General features: G+C 65.4%; 11 protein-coding genes. 2 read left to right on the top strand and 9 right to left on the bottom strand.

All coding sequences use genetic code 11. From position 1 onward, the window contains the following. Nucleotides 1-80: 80 nt before the first annotated feature. Together D3D01_RS01255 and D3D01_RS01250 are read right to left on the bottom strand one after the other, a co-directional pair. On the bottom strand, nucleotides 81-1,892 hold the full coding sequence (locus tag D3D01_RS01255; protein WP_121510989.1) for a S9 family peptidase: 1,812 nt from the start codon (nucleotides 1,890-1,892) through the stop codon (nucleotides 81-83). A gap of 74 nt (nucleotides 1,893-1,966) precedes the next feature. Further along, a complete protein-coding gene (locus tag D3D01_RS01250; RefSeq protein WP_121510988.1) occupies nucleotides 1,967-3,751 on the bottom strand; it encodes a DUF2339 domain-containing protein in 1,785 nt (594 codons plus the stop codon). 128 nt (nucleotides 3,752-3,879) lie between these two features. Here D3D01_RS01250 and D3D01_RS01245 point away from each other — a divergent pair, with 128 nt between their 5' ends. After that, the gene (locus D3D01_RS01245; RefSeq protein WP_121510987.1) at nucleotides 3,880-4,938 is read left to right on the top strand and encodes a glycosyltransferase; all 1,059 of its coding nucleotides are present in this window, start codon (nucleotides 3,880-3,882) and stop codon (nucleotides 4,936-4,938) included. Nucleotides 4,939-4,986: 48 nt separating this feature from the next. On the opposite strand, the gene D3D01_RS01240 is transcribed toward D3D01_RS01245, so the two are convergent. Further along, entirely contained in the window at nucleotides 4,987-6,726 is a 1,740-nt protein-coding gene (locus D3D01_RS01240) for a Na+/H+ antiporter NhaC family protein (protein WP_121510986.1), read from the bottom strand. Nucleotides 6,727-6,828: 102 nt separating this feature from the next. Between D3D01_RS01240 and D3D01_RS01235 the strand changes: the two genes are divergently transcribed. Beyond that, nucleotides 6,829-8,694, top strand: coding sequence for a DEAD/DEAH box helicase (locus tag D3D01_RS01235; protein WP_121510985.1), 1,866 nt, complete (start codon nucleotides 6,829-6,831; stop codon nucleotides 8,692-8,694). A 12-nt stretch (nucleotides 8,695-8,706) separates the two neighbouring features. On the opposite strand, the gene D3D01_RS01230 is transcribed toward D3D01_RS01235, so the two are convergent. The 6 genes from D3D01_RS01230 to D3D01_RS01205 all read right to left on the bottom strand — a co-directional run bounded on the left by D3D01_RS01230 (nucleotide 8,707) and on the right by D3D01_RS01205 (nucleotide 15,908). Then, nucleotides 8,707-9,315, bottom strand: a complete 609-nt coding sequence (locus tag D3D01_RS01230) for a class I SAM-dependent methyltransferase (protein ID WP_121510984.1) — start codon at nucleotides 9,313-9,315, stop codon at nucleotides 8,707-8,709. 82 nt (nucleotides 9,316-9,397) lie between these two features. Beyond that, nucleotides 9,398-10,906 (bottom strand): globin-coupled sensor protein, encoded by a 1,509-nt coding sequence (locus D3D01_RS01225; protein WP_121510983.1) that lies wholly within the window; start codon nucleotides 10,904-10,906, stop codon nucleotides 9,398-9,400. 137 nt (nucleotides 10,907-11,043) lie between these two features. After that, entirely contained in the window at nucleotides 11,044-13,485 is a 2,442-nt protein-coding gene (gene folP / locus D3D01_RS01220) for a dihydropteroate synthase (protein WP_121510982.1), read from the bottom strand. Nucleotides 13,486-13,598: 113 nt separating this feature from the next. Further along, entirely contained in the window at nucleotides 13,599-14,303 is a 705-nt protein-coding gene (locus tag D3D01_RS01215; protein ID WP_121510981.1) for a hypothetical protein, read from the bottom strand. Between the two features lie 42 nt (nucleotides 14,304-14,345). Beyond that, nucleotides 14,346-14,885, bottom strand: a complete 540-nt coding sequence (locus D3D01_RS01210) for an SHOCT domain-containing protein (RefSeq protein ID WP_121510980.1) — start codon at nucleotides 14,883-14,885, stop codon at nucleotides 14,346-14,348. A gap of 36 nt (nucleotides 14,886-14,921) precedes the next feature. Next, complete coding sequence (locus tag D3D01_RS01205; RefSeq protein ID WP_101349594.1) at nucleotides 14,922-15,908, bottom strand: formate/nitrite transporter family protein; 987 nt, start codon at nucleotides 15,906-15,908, stop codon at nucleotides 14,922-14,924. Between the last annotated feature and the right edge of the window lie 2 nt (nucleotides 15,909-15,910).

Here is a 15,910-nt window from a genome sequence, read left to right as displayed (position 1 = left end):
CCGCCTGAACGTTTTCGTCGCTTGAAACGCCCTTTTAAAAACGCCGTGCCGTCGCCGTCGCCGGGTTTCTGTCGTAACGCTCAGACGTGGTCGTCGAGGAATTCGACGACGGCGATGTACGCTTCGATTCGGTTCTGGCGTTTGCTGATGCCGTGGCCTTCGTCGTCGAAGACGAGTTTCTCCACGGGAACGCCCCGCTCGGCGGCCTGCTCGGCGATCTGTTCGGCCTCGCTGACCGGGACGCGCGGGTCGTTTGCCCCATGGAGGACGAACAGGGGCGCGTCGATGCGGTCGACGTTGTTGATCGGCGAGATGGATTCGAGGAACTCCCGATCCGTCTCGAGAGACCCGTATTCGGCCTCACGGAGTTCCCGCCGCCAGTCGCCGGTGTTCTCCAGAAACGTCACGAAGTTGGCGATGCCGACCACGTCGACGCCGGCCGCCCAGAGGTCCGGGTACTCGGTCAGCGCCGCAAGCACCATGAACCCGCCGTAGGATCCGCCCATCGCCACAATTTTGTCGGGGTCGACGGCCGGCTGGTCGTGGAGCCAGCCGACGCCGGCCCGCAGGTCTTTCACCGAGTCCATCCGTTTTTCCACGTCGTCGAGGTGCGTGTAGGCCTTCCCGTAGCCGGTCGACCCCCGGACGTTGGGCTCGAAGACGGCGTAGCCCCGCGAGAGGAAGTACTGGGTCAGGCCCGAGAACGACGGGCGGCGCTGGCTCTCCGGGCCGCCGTGGATGTCGACGATGACCGGGGTGTCTCCGCCAGCCCCGGTCCCGCCGGCTGCACCGTCCGGCAGCGAGAACAGCGCCGGAATCTCTCGCCCGTCGAAGGATTCGAACCGGACGACGTCTGGCTCGATGAACGTCTCACGCGGGATGCCGGCCGTAGAGGCGGCCGTCCACTGCTCGCTCTCGCCGGTCTCGGCCTCCACGACGAACACGTTGGTGTTGACCGTCCGCCCGGTGACGCTGACGGCGAACCGTTCGGCATCGGGTCCCCAGGAGACGCCGCCGGCCAGCCCGCCCGGCAGGTCCGGCGTCGGGAACGTCTCGACCGTGGTCGGCCCCGTCAGTTCGCCGACGGTGAGTTGGTTGAAGCCGTCGACGTTGCGTGAGTACACGAGGCGACCGCTGTCTTTGTCCAGTGCGACGCCGTCGATGTTCCACTGGTCGTCCGAGCGCACGATGTCGAGGTCACCCTCAAGCGAGAGGCGGGCGAGTTCGAGCGTGTCGCTCTCGGCATCGGTGACGAGATACACCGCCTCGCCGTCTGGTCCCCACGACGCGCTCGTGTAGCGGATCGTCCCCTCGTGTGGCGTGAGATGCGTGAGGCTCTCTCTGTCGATGTCTAGCACGTAGATGTCCTGGTCGAAACTGGACTGGGCTTCGCTGACTAACAGTCGCTCGCCGTCGGGCGAGAACCCCCCCACGGAGAGCCAGCCGTCGCCCTCCCAGACCAGCTCCGCGTCGCCGCCGGTCGCGTCGCGGTCCTGGACGTAGATGTCGAAGACGGACTCGTCGCGGCGGTTCGAGGCGAAGGCAAACTGCTCGCCGTCCGGCGACCAGCCGCCCCAGCGGTGTTTCGCGTCGGGCATCCCGGTGAGTTCGTGGACGCGCCCGTCGTTGTCCAGACGGTACAGCTGGGCCCGCTCGTTGCCGCCCTCGTCCATGCCGAAGACGAGTTCCTGGCGCTCGGGCGAGTAGTCGACGAAGCTCACGGTGTCGTCGTAGAACGTCAACTGTTCGGGCCAGCCGCGGGGCTCCGACAGCGACCAGAGCTGGGCGACGCCGGTCGTGTTCATCAGGAAGGCGAGCGTTCCGTCCGGCGCGAACGAACTGCCGTAGGCGCTCCGGACGTTCAGATAGCGAGAGAGGTCGTACGCGGTCACACCGGGAGGGAGCGTAGCGACCGGCAAAACCCTTTGTGGCGGCCGTGGTCTGATTCAGCTGAACGCGGCGGCTGTTATCCAGAGAGTCGCTTGAGTGGCTCCTCACCCTGCCAGCGGGCGTACGCGTACGAGGCGACGAGGAGGATGCCACCCAGTACGAGGAACGAGAGGGTCCGGGCGAGCGTATCGAGCCCCTGCGTGTCGTAGAGGAACACCTTGGTCGTCACCAGGCCGAGGACGACGACGCCCCGGAGCCGACGACTGCGGTCGTCCAGCGCGAGGCCAACCCCGACGAACGCGAGCCCCAGGACGGCCCACGCAACCGACAGCCCCGCCCCCGAAAGCTCCAGTCCCAGAAGCACCACCGCGAGCCCGGTCGCCGTCCAGGCGTACGGCGCAGCCACCGAGAGTTCGCGGTCAGTGCTTGGCACCGTCGCCGATACGCCGCCGAACCACCGACCGAGCGCGTAGAAGACCGCGATTCCCAGCAGGTATGCGGCTGGTCGCCCCATCGCGGTCGCCAGCGGGTCCGCGAGCGAGAACGGCGGTAATTCGGTCGCGTCCACGGCGAGCAGTTTGGCGACGGTCCCGACGGCGACGAGGTGCCCGCCGAGCCGAACCGCTCTCGCGTCGCGGCGGGACCCGACTGTCAGCGCTCCACAGAGCAGGCCGAGAAGCCCGGCGGTCGCGAGGAACGGGTCGGCCGCGAGGACGACGCTGACGGCGAGTAGCACGACGGCCAGCACCCCAGCCACGCTGTCTTGCTGTCCGAGGCGTGACTCCGTGACGGCGTAGACGCCGCCGAGGGCGAGTCCGACTGCGCCGACAGCCACCCCGTCTGGCGCTGTCGGGATGAGCCGACGAACGACGTCTTCCAGCAGGATTACGGCGAACACGGCGTTGAGCCCGGTCGTTGCCTCCACCAGTCGGCGGTGCCATCGGTCCGTTCGGTCGCTCGCACGGAGCACGTACACACCAGCGGCGTAGACGGCGAACGTCGCGACGAGAACAGCGGTGGCGACTGCCTCTGGCGGCTCCAGCCGCTCCAGCCACGCGAGGTGGAGCACGTAGGCCGGGAGGACGCTGCCGAGGACGAGCCGGCTCCACGGCCGGACGGCGGCGATGGTCACCAGCCCGGCCGTGGGAAGCACGACGTAGGCCGGCGAGACGACGAAGGACGCGGCGTCGAGTCCGACGTAGGCCGTGACGTATCCCAGCAGGAACGCCTCACCGGCGACAGCCGGTGCGTGGTCCCGCACCGAGACAACCGCTGTGGCGGCCACGAGAGCTGTCAGGACCAGCAGAACCACCCACAGCGGCGCTCCGATGGCGGCTCGATACGACTCGAAACCGTAGGCCGCGTAGACGCTGAAATACGCGATGGCGAGGCCGGTCCCCGCGACGAGCCGACCCCATCGGCCGTAGCCCTGCCGCTCGGCGGCGTATCGACCGCCTGCGAGCAGTATGAGCCCGCCTGCTGTGCCGGTGAGCACACGCCCGAGCGGGCCGAGGTAGCCCGCTTCGATGGCCAGACGAATGAAGAAGACAACGCCGACCACCAGCGCGAGCCCGCCGACCCCGCCGAGCCACTTCATCCCGATGTCGCGCTCCCAGTTCCGCTCGTCGACAGGCGCGTCGCTGACGGCTGTCTCGCCGGTCTCTGGCGCTGTCCCCGAATTTTCTGTGGGCTCCGATCCGGGAGCCGCTGTGTCCGCTTCAGTGGTTGCAGTTTCGTCCCCGACAGACGGAGGCGGGTCGGTGTCCAGTTTCGATTCCAGGGCGGTGATGCGTGTCTGGAGGGCATCGACCTCGGCGCGGAGGTCCCGTACTTCCGCTTCGAGGTCGTCATCATCGCTCATACACTGACACGTTGCAGAGTCGCTGTAATAAACATCCAGTCGAACGACAGTTCCGACGGCTAATCCGCCATCTGTCGTCGTCAACCGCGAACGGGTGGATTTTTGAGCGGCCACGTTGTCGCTCCTGTATGCGTGTCGCGGTCGTCGCCATGGAGACGAGTCAGTACCGGGACACAGTGGGCCGGACCCGGCTAGAGCGGGTGGCTACCGAACTCGCCGCTGCCGGCCACGACGTGACAGTGTTCTGTTCGCAGTGGTGGTCGGGATTCGATAATCAGCGCGAGCGCGACGGCGTCACCTACCGTGCCGTCACCGTCTCGCCGACCATCCCCTCCTTCTGTGTCCGCCTGCCGGTCATGCTCGCCCGGTTCCGTCCAGATGTCGTCCACGTCCACCCGACGCCGTCGTCGGTCGCACTCGCGGCCAAGGCCGGTGCAACGCTGTCTCGCGCGCCGCTTCTCACGGAGTGGTATGGGGACGAGGACGTGCCCGAGAGCCGCCGGGCCGACCTCGCGCTCCGCGCGTCGGATTGCCTCGTCACACCGTCCGAACTCGTCCGCACGCGAGTCCGCGAGCGGGGAGCGACGGCGGACCAGACCACGATTCTCCCACAGAGCATCGACATGGACCTCGTTAGAGAGACCGATGCCGGCGAGGAGATCGACGTGGTGTACGCCCACCGACTGGACGGCAGCGCGAACGTCGAGTCGCTGCTGCTCGGGCTGGCGGAACTCAGACAGAAGGGCTGGTCGGCGACGATCATCGGCGACGGCCCCGAGCGAGCGTACTACGAACAGGAGGCCGCCGACCTCCGCATCGACGACCGCGTGACCTTCGTCGGTGCGTGCGACGTAGAGGAGCGCGTCTCGATTTACAAGGGCGCGCACGTGTTCGTCCAGACGGCGTTTCGCGAGTGTTTCGCTACCGACCTCCTCTGGGCGATGGCCTGTGGCTGTATCGGCATCGTGGAGTACCAGGCTGAGTCATCAGCCCACGAACTCATCGAGCAGCGCAACCGTGCGTTCCGAGTGACGAACCCGCAGGAAATCGCCGACAAAATCGCTGAATCAGCCGGATTCGAGCGCCGGACGGTCGACGAATCCTGCGCCGAATTCGACCACGCGCAGGTCCGAGCAGAGTATGAGGACCTCTACGAGAAGCAAATCGAAGATACCGGTCTTTTCTAATCGGAACGTCGCTCAGACGCGCTGGCGACGTGGACAAATTGCCGCCAGTCAGTACGGGATGACGCGGAACCCTTCGGGAAGCACCAGCCCGAACACGAGGAACAACACGGCCGCGATACCAGCCGCGATGAGGGCATAGGGTGCTTGACTTCTGACGTGAACCATGTGGTCGCTTCCGCTCGTCGACGACGCCAGCACGGTCGTGTCGCTGATGGGTGAGGTATGGTCGCCGAAGATGCCGCCGCTGAACACCGCGCCGAGGACGAGCGGGAGGTTCGCACCCGTCGAGAACGCCAGCGGGATGGCGATGGGGAACATGATCCCGTAGGTCGACCACGACGACCCGTCTGAGAAGCTGACAAACGAGGTTACGAGGAAGACACCGACCGGAATGACGAACGCCGGCACGCCGCCGAAGACGTTCGTCACGAACGACGAGATGCCCAGTATCGTCACCGCGTTCTGGATGGAACTGGCGAACATCAGGATGACAGCCGCGAGGAGGATGCCTTTGAAGCCGACCATCATCGCATCGGTCGCGTCGTCGTTGGACGGGATGTCGCCCTTCCAGCGATACAGCAGGAAGGCGACGATGAGCGCGGAGAACGAGGCCAGACCGAGCTGGACGCCGCCGATGTTGAACGCCCACGGCCCGCTCGGCGGCGTGATTAGCTGCCAACTGCCGAGCTGGAGCAGTGTGGTCCCCATCCCTTCCTTCCCCTTGACGTAGATGACGGGGCTGGCTCGCCAGAACATCGCGCCGAGGCCGACGACAATCATCGTGAGGATCGGCCAGGCGAAGTTCCGCCAGTCCGGTGTGGCGGTTTCGGACACCTCGTATTCGTCCATCTCTGCGGAGATCATCGGGTCTGCGTCGTCTCCGACGACCTTCCCTTCGCTTCTCGCCCGGGTCTCTTCGGTCCCCATCCCGTAGATGTTTGGCACGACCTGCCACGCGACAAGGCCAGCGAGGCCGAGCGCAATCCACGAGTAGAAGCCGGTAAACAGCGTGTTGAAAAACAGCGGCCAGACAGCCCCGGTCGCCGCAGTGACCTGCTCGCCGCCGGTGTTGACGAAGTTGGTCATGCCCGACGGGAGCGTCCCCTGCTGCTGTGCCTCGACGAGACCGCCACCGATGAAGCCGACCATCGCCGCGCCCCACGTCGAGTAGAACGCGAGCCGTGACGCTGGCGACCCCGCTGAGTCGACGTAGTAGGCCAGTTTAGCCCGCGAAACGTCGAACTTGTCGGTCAGCGGCCGCATCATCGAGCCGACCACGAGGCAGTTGAAGTAGTCGTCGATATGGATGGCGATACCGGCCAGGAAAGCGGCCTTCTCGGCGTCTGCGGCGGAGTCGGCCCGCGCCACCAGCGACTCCAGCACGCCCTGTATCGCCCCAGCTCGAATCATCAGTCCGATCAGCCCGCCGATGGCGAAGATGGCGAGGAGGACGTTCTTCACGTACCATTCCCCGAACAGCGGGGCCGTGGCGATGATTTCCGGCACGAGCTTCAGCCCGAAGATCGCTCCGAGTACGATGCCACCGACGCCGACTGTCCAGGGACTCCCGTCCTCGGCCTGTGGCTGGACGGTGGCCACCTCACCGCCAGCGGTGATCAGGTCCGACGGGACCCCGACAGCCTGGGGGTGTAATGCGCCGACCAGCACGCCTGTGATGACGATGCCCACGAACAGCCCGATAAGGGCGTCACGGGTGTACCAGGCGAGACCGATGGCGACGAGCGCAGGGACGATAGACCACGGTCCAGCCGCGATTCCCTCAACCATGCCGGCACGTCTAGGTGGCGCTATATTAAGGTATGTATTCGCAGCCGCGTCAGGGATTGTCCAGACGAAACCCGTTTGAGCGTCGGTCCCCTCCACTCGGTAGTGACAGTCGAGGAGCCAGCTGACCGAGACGACGACTCGGATGCCACCACGGAACTCGAACTCGACGCCGTCTACGACGCCATCGATGCTGTCGGCCGCCCACATCTGACGGCGACGGAGCTCTCCCGCAAAACGGATCTGACGCCCGACGAGGCGCGGGCGGCACTGGAGGGGATCGCCGACGACGGCGACATCGAGCGCCAGGACGTGTCCGAAGTCGAGTCTGTATGGTATCCGACGGACATCGCAGAAGTGACCGACCGCGAGCGCGTCGTCCTGTTTCCCGACCGCCGTGAAGTGGTGGTCGAACACCCCGACCAGTTCACGCGTGCGCAACTCTCGCAGTTCGCCCGACTGCAGGACACCAACCGCTCGGGCGGCTACGTGTACGAACTCCGCGAGGAGGACATCTGGGCTGCACCCCACGAGTCTCTGGAGGACCTGCTCGCGACGATGCGAGACGTGCTGGGCGAACGCTCGCCACACCTCGAAGAGTGGGTGACGAGCCAGTGGGAGCGCGCCCGGAAGTTCCGCCTGAAGACCCACGAGGACGGCTACGTCGTGCTCGAAGCCGAAAGCGACGATCTGATGGGCAACGTCGCCCGGCCGAAACTCGACGACGACCACCTCCGGGCCCCCATCTCCGACTCGGAGTCGTGGGTCAACGAGGACGCGACCGCCGAAATCAAGCGCACACTGTACGAGGCGGGCTATCCGGTTCGGGACGACCGCGACCTCGAAACGGGCGACGCTATCGAGATGGATCTGCGCCTGCGCCTGCGGGACTACCAGCAGGACTGGGTGGAGCGGTTCACCGAGCAGGGCTCGGGCGTGTTCGTCGGCCCGCCGGGGTCGGGCAAGACCGTCGCCGCGATGGGTGCGATGGCCGCTATTGGCGGCGAGACGCTGATTCTCGTCCCCTCGCGCGAACTCGCGACCCAGTGGCGCGACGAACTGGTCCGGCACACCTCGCTCACTGACGACGACATCGGCGAGTACCACGGCGGCGAGAAGTCCATCTGCCCGGTCACCATCGCCACCTACCGCACCGCCGGCATGGACCGCCACCGGAAACTGTTCGACCAGCGCAAGTGGGGGCTCATCGTCTACGACGAGGTCCACCACGTCCCCTCGCCCATCCACCGGCGGAGCGCGGACCTCCAGACCAAACACCGCCTGGGCCTGACCGCGACGCCGACCCGCGAGAGCGACGACGAGGAGGAGATATTCACGCTCGTCGGCCCGCCAATCGGGACCGACTGGGGCAAACTGTTCGACGAGGGGTACGTCTCCGAGCCGGAGGTCGAAATCCGCCTCGTGCCGTGGGGCAACGAGACCGAACAGTCAGAGTACAGTTCCACGTCGGGCCACGACCGCCGGCAGGCCGCCGCCAGCAACACCGGGAAGGTAGACGAGATTCGCTACGCGCTGGCCGAGAACCACGCCGCGAAGGCGCTGGTGTTCATCGAGTATCTCGATCAGGGTGAGGCCATCAGCGAGGCCATCGACGCACCATTTATCAGCGGTGAGACGCCACACGCCCGCCGAGAGAAGCTGTTCGACGAGTTCCGCCGCGGGGAGCTGACCACGCTGGTCGTCTCCCGCGTCGGCGACGAGGGTATTGACCTGCCGGACGCCGAACTCGCCATCGTCGCCTCCGGGCTTGGCGGGTCCCGCCGCCAGGGCGCACAGCGGGCCGGTCGAACGATGCGCCCCGCCGGCGACGCCCGGATGGTCATTCTCGCGACGCGAGGGACGACTGAAGAGGACTTCGTCCGCCGGCAGATGCGCCACCTCGCTTCAAAGGGCATCCGCGTGACAGAGACGGAGGCCGAGGCCGTCGAGCCGCCGGCCGAGACGGAGTGAGCAGAGATGGGACTACGCTCGCGCCCGGAAAAACGCGAACACCCCACCGAGTTCGTCGTCGACGGTTTCGACACCGGTGACGGAGAAGCCGGCCTCAGTCAGTAGCTCGCGATTGCGACTGCGCCCGTAGAAGCTCCAGGCCATCTCGGTATCGGTCCCCAGCCAGTTCTCGTTGGTGCCCGCCCACTGTTCGTCGCCCAGCGCGGCCAGGAGTCGACCACCCGGCTCGAGCACGCGTTCGAACTCGGCGAAGACGGCAGCGTGTTCCGCTCGCGGAACGTGGATGACCGCGTGCAGTGAGACGACCGCATCGAACGTGTCTGCTGGGAACGGCAGCGCTGCCAGGTCCCCCTGACAGAGCCGCGGTCCGGGGACCCGCTCGCGCGCCGTTCGTAGCTGCTCGCGAGAGATGTCCAGTCCGGTGACAGTGTGCTCGGCTGCGAGACTGTCCATCGCGAGCGTTCCGGCGCCACAGCCGGCATCGAGAACCCGGCTTTCGGCAGGCAGGCGATCCGCGAGGCTTGCGACCAGATCGCGCTCGCGACCCTCACCGTCACGCTCGGTCGCGTAGGTCGCGGCGATATCGTCGTAGCCCTCGCGGACGATGTCGCGTCGATTCATACGCGGTGCTCTCGACAGTCCGGAATAGCTCTTTGGGTGGTGTGGGAGCGGGTACAACCCGGGCACCACAACACTACGTGGCTCAGCGGGAATCGAAGTTGCGCCGTTCGGTGTCGAGTCGACGAGCGGTCTCGGCCACGTCCTGTATCTTCTCTGTCTGCCGTTCGTTCGTCGCTGCAAGGTCGTCGAGCTGTGCCGACATATCGTCGATACCGCTCGACAGCTCGTCGATCATGCTGGCGACTTCTTCTGTCGACGCCGCCTGGTCATCGGTCGCCGCAGAGACCTCCTGAATGCCCTGTGACGCCTCGTTGACCGCCGAAACAATCTCTTCGAGCCGTTCAGCTGCCGTCTCGACCTGATCGATGCCCTCCGTCACCTGTTCAGTCACGGTTTCGAGGCTCTCGACGGCGTCGACGGTCTCGTCCTGAATCTCCGTGACGGTGTCTTCGATCCGGTTCGCGTGTTCCTGTGAATCCCCGGCGAGCGCCTTGATTTCGTCGGCGACGACGGCGAACCCATCGCCTGCCTCGCCGGCGCGTGCGGCTTCGATGGAGGCGTTCAGCGCGAGCATGTTCGTCTGGTCCGCGATGTCGTTTATCACTTCGACGATGTCATCGATTTCGTCGGCCTGCTCCTGTAAGCCCGCGATATCTTCCGAAACCGTATCGACGGCGTCGTCGACGTCGTTCATCATGGCCGCAGCCTGCTGTGCGGCTTCGTTCCCACGTGCAGCCTTCTGCTCAGCCGACGTGCTGGTACTCGCGACTTCCTCGGCGGTCGACGCAATCTCTTCGATGGTCGCGCTCATATCTGCGACCTCGCCCGCCACCTCGTCCATCGACTCGGATTGGGTCTCGGCTGTCGCAGTGATCTGCTTGTTCGTCTGAGCGACCGCCTCAGCGGAGGTGCTCAGTTCGTCGATAGGTTCCTGGAGCCCGCTCTCGACCTCCTCCATCAGCGCCTGCTGGTCATCGATTGCCGATTCGAGCCGCTGGCTGTACGAGTCGATGTAGGTGTCCATCGCGACCTGCTGGTCGAGATTGAGGAGTTTGAACACGGAGAGCGCCCGCGACTGCATTTCTTCGAGCGCTTCGTCCCGGGCAGCGTCGCCCGATTGCAGGTCCTCGACAATTGTCCGCAAGAAGTGCTCGAAATAGATGCTGTAGGCCCCGAGATAGATTTTCGGCCCGAGGTCGAGCATATCGTGAATCTTCCCGATACGGGCCCGGTTCTCGAAGTACTGTTTGTCGTAGCTCCCGGCGACGAGGTCCCGGAGGTACTGCGTCTGCGTGTTCTTGAGTTGGTCGACTGACTTGGTGGACCGCCCGAAGATCTCGACGGTTTCATCGTACGACTGGAGATGATCGTAGAAATCGTCGACGACAGATTCGGCCCGGGCGTTCGTCTCGTCCGCCATCGCGGTGAGATTGTCGACATCCGACTCGTCAAACCCAGTGAACTCCTTTCGCCAGCGTATCTCCCCGGCGTCCAGTCCGATACGGTCTGTCAGTGTCCCGCCATCGACGCCAGCCCTATCAGATTTAGTGATCCGTTTTCGAGAGCTTGTACTTTCGCTCTGAAATGCCATGGCGAGGAGTCAACCGACATAAGGCTTATATGTTCGCCCCTAATTCTCATCGTTGAGAAACATAAATAATTGGAGGGAATATCCGGGTATGGCGGTCTAGTCTGGCGGTTGTCCGACTGTCTGTTTGGCTGGCCGACTCAGTCCTCGAACTTCTGTGGATCACGGGCCGCCTCGGCGACGCGAACGGCGGCAACGTTCTCCGGGACATCGTGGACTCGAACGATATCGGCCCCTCGCTCGGCCGCCAGCGTCGTCCCGGCGATGGTCGCCTCCAGACAGTCGCCCGCTTCCTGTCCGGCCAGCCTGAACAGCGACTTGTGAGAGTGTCCGACCAGAATAGGGCAGCCAAGCGCCTCGAACTCTGGCAGTCGGTCGAGTAGTTCGAAGCTCTCTGTGGCCGACTTTCCGAAGCCGATGCCCGGGTCGACGATAATCTGGTCGCGGTCGAGTCCGGCCTTTTCGGCGAGCAAGACACGCTCGGTCAACTGGTCAATACAGTCCTCGACCACATCGTCGTAGTGGATGTCGCTATCCGGGTCGACCGGCGTCTCGATGGAGTGCATCACGACCACCGGCACGTCGTACTCGGCGGCGACGAGTCGCATCTCGGGGTCTTCCAGCCCGGACACGTCGTTCAGGATGTCTGCCCCGGCGTCGAGTGCCGCCCGCGCGACGGGGGCCTTCCGCGTGTCGACGGAGATGGCGACGTCCAGCTCCGAAAGCGCCTCAATAACCGGGACGACGCGGTCAATTTCCTCCTCGACCGGGACCGGTTCGGCACCGGGTCGGGTCGACTCCCCGCCGATGTCGAGAATGTCCGCGCCGGCCTCGACCATTTGCTCGGCGCGGGCGACAGCGTCCTCGACGGCGTTGTACTCGCCGCCGTCGTGGAAGGAGTCCGGCGTGATATTGCAGATGCCCATGACTGCCGTGCTGTCGTCCCAGGGATACACTGTCGACGTATCCGGCTCGGGCTGCTGGATAGACAGCGCGGCCCGTAGCTCGTCGGCGAACGACGCGAGCCCGTCGGACTGGCCGTCCAACTTCTCCGCGAGGCGTCTGTACTGCGCCATCGTCGCCATCATGACCACATCGATGGCTTCCTCGTCCTGACCGCTCAGGCCGGAAATCGCACATTCGCCGCCCAGCGACAGCAGTTCCTCCTTGAGATACTGGGCCTGTCGCGGCTGGACGCGGGTGCGCAGGACGCGGTGGACGCCCTTGCCTCGCATCCGCTGGGTCCCGGCCGCGGTAACGTGGGCGCTCTCCATGGTCTCGCGGGCCTCGGCCAGCGAGTCGACCTGTTTGGGGACCAGCGAGCGCGACCAGTTGGTCCGGGCCTCCCGCACAGCGTACAGCGACCCAACCACGAGGACCGCATCGCCTGCTTCCGCGGCGTCGAGTGCGATATCCAGCGCCCCCGCAACGTCGCTGCGCGTCTCGACCGTCGCGTCGGTCGCGTTCTCCACTGCGGCCGCGACAACGCGGTGAGACTCCGCCCGGTCGACGTTGGGCTGGCAGGCGACGACGTGGTCCGGGTCCGGTAACGCCGCGGCGATGCGCTCGTGGTCCTTGTCGACCATCGCGCCGATGACGACGTGGAGGTCGTCGTAGTCGAACGAGGACAGCGTCTCCGCGGTGCGCTCGATGCTCCCGGGGTTGTGTGCCCCATCGAGGACGACCAGCGGCGACTCATTCATCACCTCGAACCGACCGGGCCAGTGGGCGTTTCGCAGGCCCCGTTCGAGGTCCGTCTGTGAGATGTCCGCGACTTGCTGGCACAGCGTGGCTGCGATTCCGGCGTTCTGCGCCTGGTGTGCGCCCAGCAGCGGGAGGTAGGTATCGACGCTCCAGTCGGAACCGTCGACCGAGACCGACCCTTCCAGTCCCTCGCGACCATTATACGTCGCCGTCACGTCGTCGTCGCCCTCTCCGACAGTCACAACATCGCCGGCAACCTCGCGGACGGCCGCGAGCGCGTCGCCGGTCGTTCCGGTCACCAGTGGAGCGTCTTCGGGGGCGACGTGGGCCTTGTCGTGGGCGATTTCCGCGACAGTATCGCCGAGAATGTCTGTGTGTTCGAGCGTTACGGACGTGACAGCGCTGGCGACTGGGTCGACCACGCTTGTAGCGTCGTACCGACCGCCGATACCGACTTCCAGCACCGCGACGTCTACGTCCTGACGGTCGAACTCCCACAGCGCCATCGCGGTCATCGTCTCGAAGAAGGTAGGCGAGTCGTTGGCCGCGCCCTGTTCGGTCACGTACGTCCGGATCGCTTCAACGAACTCGACGAGGGCGGCCTCGGAGAGTTTCCGGCCGTTGATACGAATCCGCTCGCGCACGTCGTCGAGATGCGGCGAGGTGTACAGCCCGACATCGAGGCCGGCTTCCCGCAACGTTCGTTCGACCATCCGCGCGGTGGACCCCTTCCCGTTGGACCCCGCAATCTGGACGCAGCGAAGTCCCTCCTGTGGGTCACCGAGCGACGAGAGCAGGTCCTGCGTGGCATCAGTACCGGGTCGTGGGGCGAACCGGCGCAACTCGAAGAGGAAGTTCGCGGCCTCGTGGAACTCCATGGTCGGGCTATCAGAGCCGTTCGCTTTAGCCTGTCGGACTGTTGCGTGTCTCCGGCGCGAAGACGCCCCGAACGCCCGCTTCCCAGACTAGCGCCACGGCCTCGCAGCGACAATTACGCCTGTTCGCTCCGGTCGCGCGTGGCCCACCGACCGAGCGCGCTCGACAGAATCAGGAACGCGGCACCCAGCAGCGGTGCCGGGTCGATCTTCGCACCTGGTCGGTCTGCCGTGTCCGTCTCCTCTGGCTCCCCCTCCGCTGGTGTCTGGGTCTCCGGGCTGGTGACGCCAGCCGGCTCGGTCTCTTCCTCGCTGTCCTGCTGCCGGTACCCGGACTCCGTCTGTGGCTCCTCTCCGGCCAGCGCAGTTTCCTGTGTCTCCGGAGTCGGCGTGTCCTCGGCTTCTGCGACCGCTGCTGGCGGCTCGAACTCCGTGTCGGCCGGCGATGGCGTGTCGACGGTCGGCTCAGCCGGTGGTGGCGTCTCGCTTGCACGTTCCGCGGCCCATCCCGACGTGTCCTCATCGGTGCTCTCGACAGCAGTTTCATCGGCATTTCGGCGGCGGTACCACCAGAGCCCGGCCGTCGCTGCGCCGAGCGCGATAAGCGACACCCCAGTGCCGAGCAGCCCCCACTGTCGCCATAGCGACCCGAGACGGTCCGTGAGACTGGGACCGGAATCCTCGGCTCCATCCGGCCCTTCCAGTCCAGATACGGGGACAGCAGTGGCGTCGTCGACAACAGCGACGCCGGGGACGGCGTCAAGCACCGAGGCGACGGCGTCCCGCTCCACCTCGACCTCGAGAAACGTAGGTGTGTCCATATTCGACCAGTCGTCGGGCGAGCATGTAAAACCCGCTCAGTATTACTCCCGGGCCGGTTCGTACTCGGCATCGGTCGCCGAGGTCCGCGATAGGTCGGTCTCGATATCGGCGGCGTCTTGCGGTTCCATCCCCGGGTCCTCGTCTTCGTCGAGAAGCGTCCGCAGTTCCCGTTCGTATTCGGCCTCAGAGAGTTCCCCCTCGACGTACCGGCGCGTCAACGCCTCGTGTCGCTCCTCGACGGTCGGCTCCGGCGGTGCGAACACGTCCGAGAGACTGAACGACGCGAGCGGTGGGACGACGGCTTCGAGACGGGCGAGTCCATCAGCGACGCGCTGGCTCTTCGGCACCGACGCCCGCCGGGCCAGCGCACGGACCAGCGCGACTGAAAAAACGATGTCGACGCCCACAAGTAACAGTGTGCCAAGCAAGAATCCGGCGACGGTCTGGACAACCGCGCCGCCGCCGAGAAGCGCTCCGACTGTCGCGACGACACCGACGATTCCCAGCCCGACAGCCCCCAGTGTCGTCAGAACGACAGCGGCAAACAGAAGCAGCAGGCGGTTATCTCTCACCCAGTTCACACATACGATAGCCGGAGGGCGTTGAAATGGTTTGTGTCAGCGCTCGTTCTCTCGCGATTCCGGATCGCTTCGGGGGATCTCCTCAGTTGCCGGCACGTACGAGCGGCCAGAGGCGGACCACCCACCCCAGATCCACTCCCGGATAGTGAGCTGGCGCTTGGACCCTTCATCCCGCGCCGTTTCGAGTCGTCGCTCGGTCGTGTGGAAGTAGTTGACGACGGTCACGAGGACGACACCACCGACGGAGTTACCGATAAGTACCGGCAGGACGAACTGCCAGAGACCGACGGACAGTGCCAGCTCGCCGATGAACACCAGGTAGAACATCTCCGTCGCAGAGACGACAACGTGGTAGAGGTTTCCAAACGGGATCGCAAGGAACGAGATGTAGATCAACATGAGCCGCGAGATGCTGTCCCGTAGCGAGTAGTCGACCCAGACGACGCCAGCGACGATGAGGCCGGCAAACACCGCCTTCGAGAACAGCGTTATCTGGGATGTCTCGATGGCCTTCTCCGCGAAGCCGGCGGCGGCCGCCGCCGCGTCGGCGGAGAGAACGTTCGTCGTCGCCAGTGCGAGTGCGCCGAGCATGCCGCCGAAGACGTTTGAAAGCAACACGACACCCCAGATGCGAAGCAGCGACGGGAGGCTCGATAGCCGCTCGAGGACGAGCGCGACCGGCGGGAGCGTGTTCTCGGTGTACAGCTGGTAATCCCCGAGAATAATAAATATGAACCCGAGTGGGTACAGCAGCGCACTTAGTATCGGGTCGCCACCGGTCGTGCCGTACAGCGACGCGTACAGCAGGAACGTCACTGTGATAGCGAAGCCGCCGGCGAGTCCGCTGAAAAAGAGCTCCCGGGTTCCGGACGTCACCTCCTCGTCGGCCGCGACGATGATACGCTGGAAGATTTCGTCGGCGGAGAACCGGTCACGGATGACGCTGCCACCTGCCGGCGCACCGCTTCGAGAGACGTCCACGGCATCGCGGACAGCCTCCTCCCTGTCGTCGTTGTCTGCCATCA

This window comes from Haloarcula sp. Atlit-7R (genome assembly GCF_003666065.1).
GTDB classification, from domain to species: Archaea; Halobacteriota; Halobacteria; order Halobacteriales; family Haloarculaceae; genus Haloarcula; species Haloarcula taiwanensis.
The sequence above is the reverse complement of the archived record's forward strand: the minus strand, read 5'-3'. Positions and strand labels throughout refer to the sequence as shown.

Coding starts and splice junctions, on each gene's coding strand:
- D3D01_RS01205 (WP_101349594.1), bottom strand. CDS start 15,908: ATGGCAGACAACGACGACAGGGAGGAGGCTGTCCGCGATGCCGTGGAC.
- D3D01_RS01250 (WP_121510988.1), bottom strand. CDS start 3,751: ATGAGCGATGATGACGACCTCGAAGCGGAAGTACGGGACCTCCGCGCC.
- D3D01_RS01225 (WP_121510983.1), bottom strand. CDS start 10,906: ATGGCATTTCAGAGCGAAAGTACAAGCTCTCGAAAACGGATCACTAAA.
- folP (WP_121510982.1), bottom strand. CDS start 13,485: ATGGAGTTCCACGAGGCCGCGAACTTCCTCTTCGAGTTGCGCCGGTTC.
- D3D01_RS01245 (WP_121510987.1), top strand. CDS start 3,880: ATGCGTGTCGCGGTCGTCGCCATGGAGACGAGTCAGTACCGGGACACA.
- D3D01_RS01240 (WP_121510986.1), bottom strand. CDS start 6,726: ATGGTTGAGGGAATCGCGGCTGGACCGTGGTCTATCGTCCCTGCGCTC.
- D3D01_RS01215 (WP_121510981.1), bottom strand. CDS start 14,303: ATGGACACACCTACGTTTCTCGAGGTCGAGGTGGAGCGGGACGCCGTC.
- D3D01_RS01230 (WP_121510984.1), bottom strand. CDS start 9,315: ATGAATCGACGCGACATCGTCCGCGAGGGCTACGACGATATCGCCGCG.